The sequence below is a fragment of the Bradyrhizobium sp. P2_E8 genome (assembly GCF_056403875.1).
This window is the reverse complement of sequence record NZ_JBFUES010000788.1, coordinates 1-3593: the sequence shown is the minus strand read 5'-3', so window position 1 is coordinate 3593 and position 3593 is coordinate 1. Positions and strand designations below refer to the sequence as shown.

4 protein-coding genes are annotated in these 3593 nt (G+C 62.9%); 1 reads left to right on the top strand and 3 read right to left on the bottom strand.

From position 1 onward, the window contains the following. From AC1D00_RS31820 to AC1D00_RS31810, 3 genes are all read right to left on the bottom strand, one after another. On the bottom strand, positions 1-312 hold a 312-nt coding region (locus AC1D00_RS31820; protein ID WP_477013392.1), incomplete at its 3' end, for an NIPSNAP family protein. A gap of 381 nt (positions 313-693) precedes the next feature. Continuing rightward, positions 694-1752: a phosphotransferase family protein gene (locus AC1D00_RS31815; protein ID WP_477013391.1), complete on the bottom strand. Its 1059-nt coding sequence runs from the start codon at positions 1750-1752 to the stop codon at positions 694-696. 140 nt (positions 1753-1892) lie between these two features. Next, complete coding sequence (locus tag AC1D00_RS31810; RefSeq protein ID WP_135178059.1) at positions 1893-3128, bottom strand: acyl-CoA dehydrogenase family protein; 1236 nt, start codon at positions 3126-3128, stop codon at positions 1893-1895. A 324-nt stretch (positions 3129-3452) separates the two neighbouring features. On the opposite strand from AC1D00_RS31810, the gene AC1D00_RS31805 reads away from it, so the two are divergent. Next, positions 3453-3593 (top strand): helix-turn-helix domain-containing protein (locus AC1D00_RS31805; protein WP_477013393.1); only part of this gene is annotated, 141 nt, incomplete at its 3' end.

Sequence of the window (3593 nt, the reverse complement as noted above, 5' to 3'; positions counted from 1 at the left end):
GTCCACCGGCACGAGCGGGCGATCCTCGATCTGACCGACCATGAGCCCATGCTCGGCGTGAGTGATCCGCTTGATCTCGGCCCATTCGGCGTCCGCCATGAACGCCGCCCACGCCGAAATCCTGGCGGCCTCGTCGGGCCACTCCAGGAGATAGGCGAACTCGGTGCGGTCGCCGTGTCGCGCCTCCCACATCGCCACGATCCGGAAGCCATATCTGGTTCGCATGATGCGGGCTGCGTGATCGCGAAACCGGGCGTGGAACGCGGCCTTGTTCTTCTCGAAGATCTCGTAGATGCGCAGTTGCTGGATCATGATCAGTCTCCGTGCCCTGCGGAGATAGGAGCGGGGCGCGGGATGTCAAAGGTCGCGATGTCGTAGCCCGCATGAGCGCAGCGACAGGCGGGGACCGCTGTCCCGGGTATCGCTTCCGCCTTCGCTCTTCGAGCTACGGCGGACAAGTCGCTCACCCGGGCTACGAAGCTAATCCGCCCTACGGACCTTGCGCGAACCACTAGCGAGGACTCCGAGCTCCATCCCCGTCATTGCGAGGAGCTCTTGCGACGAAGCAATCCAGACTGCCGCCGCAGAAAGACTCTGGATTGCTTCGCTTCGCTCGCAATGACGGAGCCTGCCGGAGCATCCACGAACCACACGAGCAAAAAGGCACGGCCATCAGCCGCGCCTTCATAACTCCTACACCGCCCCCGCCTTCTGCGCGTATTCCCACGACGCCTGCGACAGCGGCACGGTGCGCTTGGCGGATTCGAGCGCCTTGGCGTTGGCGGCGGTGCCGTCGCGGACGCGGCCGGCGATTCCCTGCGTGATGCCGGCGAGGCGGAACAGGTTGTAGGCGAAGTACCAGTTGAGATCAGGCACCGTCATCTTGGTGACGTTGCAATAGATCTGCGCGGCCTCTTCCACGCTCGGAATGTTGAGCGCCTTGAGGTCGGCGCCCTGCAGGCCCGGCATGATCCACTGCATCAGCAGATAGGTGAAGTCGGCCATGGGATCGCCGAGCGTCGACAGTTCCCAGTCGAGCACGGCCTGCACGCGCGGTTCCGTCGCGTGGAAAATCATGTTGTCGAGCCGGTAGTCACCGTGCACGATCGAGACGCGCGCCTGTTCCGGCACCGTCTTGGGCAGCCATTCGGCGACCTTCTCAAACTCCGGAATGTGCTGGGTTTCGGAGGCCCGATACTGCTTGGTCCAGCGGTCGATCTGGCGCGCGAAATAGTTTCCGGGCTTGCCGAACTCACCGAGGCCGATCGCGACGGGATCGAACATGTGGAGTTTTGCCAGCGTCTCGATCTTGCTGGTGAAGATCTTGCGGCGATCTTCCGGCGTCTGGCTCGGCAGCGTCGGATCCCAGAACACCCGGCCGTCCYCCATCGACATGATGTAGAAGGCGGCGCCGATGATGCTGTCGTCCTGGCAAAGCGCGTAGGCGCGCGCGACCGGAAAACCCTGTTTTCCAAGGGCTGCGATGACGCGGTATTCGCGATCGACCGCGTGCGCCGAGGGCAGCAATTTGCCGAACGGTTTTCTGCGCATCACGTAGGAACGCTTCGGCGTGTTCAGCCGATAGGTCGGGTTGGACTGGCCGCCCTTGAACTGGAGGACGACCAGCGGTCCCTCATAGCCTTCGACGTTGTCGCGCATCCACGCCTCGAGGCGCAGCTCGTCGAAACGATGCCGCTCCTCGACCGGCTTGGTGCCCGAGAACTCCTCGTCTTTCCTGACGCCGTCGGCCACGATGACGCTCCCTCTTCAGTCCTGACCATTTCAGGTCGAGCATGATCCTAATCGGTAACCGCTGACGCACTTGCGTCAAGCGGTCACCCAATCATGCCCTGTCGTTTCTTCAAATCGGGAGCGCCAACCGGCACGCCCTCTTAATGACTGGCGGAGTTTGCATACTTCCGAACTTCAAGTCTGGCAATGGCGCGGTTATGCACCTCGTCCGGACCGTCGGCGAGACGGAGCGTGCGGATGTGGGCGTAGTCCTTGGCAAGCCCGGCCTCGTCGGAGACACCGGCGCCGCCAAAGGCCTGGATCGCCTGATCGATGATCTTCAGCGCCATGTTGGGGCCTGCGACCTTGATCATGGCGATCTCGAGCTGCGCCGCCTTGTTGCCGACCTTGTCCATCATGTCGGCGGCCTTGAGGCACAGCAAACGGTTCATCTCGATGTCGGTGCGCGCCTCGCCGATGCGCTGTTCCCACACCGAATGCTCGATGATCTTCTTGCCGAACGCGGTGCGCGAAGAGAGCCGCTTCACCATCTTCTCCAGCGCCTCCTCGGCCTTGCCGATGGTGCGCATGCAATGGTGGATACGGCCGGGACCGAGGCGGCCCTGCGCGATCTCGAAGCCGCGGCCTTCGCCGAGCAGGATGTTCTCCTTCGGCACCCGCACGTTGTCGAGCAGCACCTGGGCATGGCCGTGCGGTGCGTCGTCGAAGCCGAAGACGGGGAGCATCTTCTCGACCTTGATGCCTGGTGTGTCGAGCGGAACCAGGATCTGCGACTGCTGCTGGTGCTTGGCGGCCTTCGGATCGGTCTTGCCCATCAGGATCGCGATCTTGCAGCGGGGATCGCCGACGCCGGACGACCACCATTTGCGGCCGTTGATGACGTAGTGATCGCCGTCCTTCTCGATGCGGGTCTCGATGTTGGTGGCGTCGGACGAGGCCACTGCCGGTTCCGTCATCAGGAACGCCGAGCGGATCTCGCCGTCCATCAGCGGCCGCAGCCATTTGCGCTTCTGCTCCCTGGTGGCGTAGCGGATGAACACTTCCATGTTGCCGGTGTCGGGCGCGGAACAGTTGAACACTTCGGAGGCCCAGGTGATGCGGCCCATCTCTTCCGACAGCAGCGCGTATTCGAGATTGGTCAATCCCGCTCCGCGGAATTCATCGTCCTCATGCTCGGACGGCGGCATGAACATGTTCCAGAGGCCTTCGGCCTTCGCCTTCTTCTTGAGGTCCTCCAGGATCGGGATCACCTTCCAGCGCTCGCCGGTGCGATCCTGCTCGTCATAGACCGGCACCGCCGGACGCACGTGCTTGGCCATGAAGGACCGCACGCGGTCGAGCCATTCCTTCTGCTTGGGGGACAGATCGAAATCCATGGGACGCTCCTCGTTTTCTCTCTTCGAACCGGTTTTGTGCCGGACTGTCCTCCCGCCGCGCACGGCCCGCAAGCGTGAATGCGCGCGCCCTGCGAAGCCTCAGGCCTGATCGCAGTTGCGAACGAGTCCCGATTGCGGATTGACTTTTCCCGGCCTTCAAACGATAGTTTCATACAACTGTTTGAATTGCAACTCCCTCGGCACTTCGCGCCCTCCTCGTCATTCCGGGGCGAGGCGAAGCGTCGAACCCGGAATCCGGAAGTTGCGGCGCGAGTTTCCGGGTTCGCGACGATGTCGCGCCCCGGAATGACGGGATAAAGAGCCATGGCCAGCGATCATACGAGGTCTGCCATTCTCGCCGCCGCCGAACGGCTTTACGCCGATCGCGGCTTCGGCGACGTGACGCTGCGCGACATCGTCGCGGAGGCCAATGTCAACCTCGCGGCGGTGAACTATCATTTCGGC

Bases quoted from the DNA above. Each gene is read 5' to 3' on its own strand.
- AC1D00_RS31810 (WP_135178059.1), bottom strand. From the start codon at position 3,128: ATGGATTTCGATCTGTCCCCCAAGCAGAAGGAATGGCTCGACCGCGTG.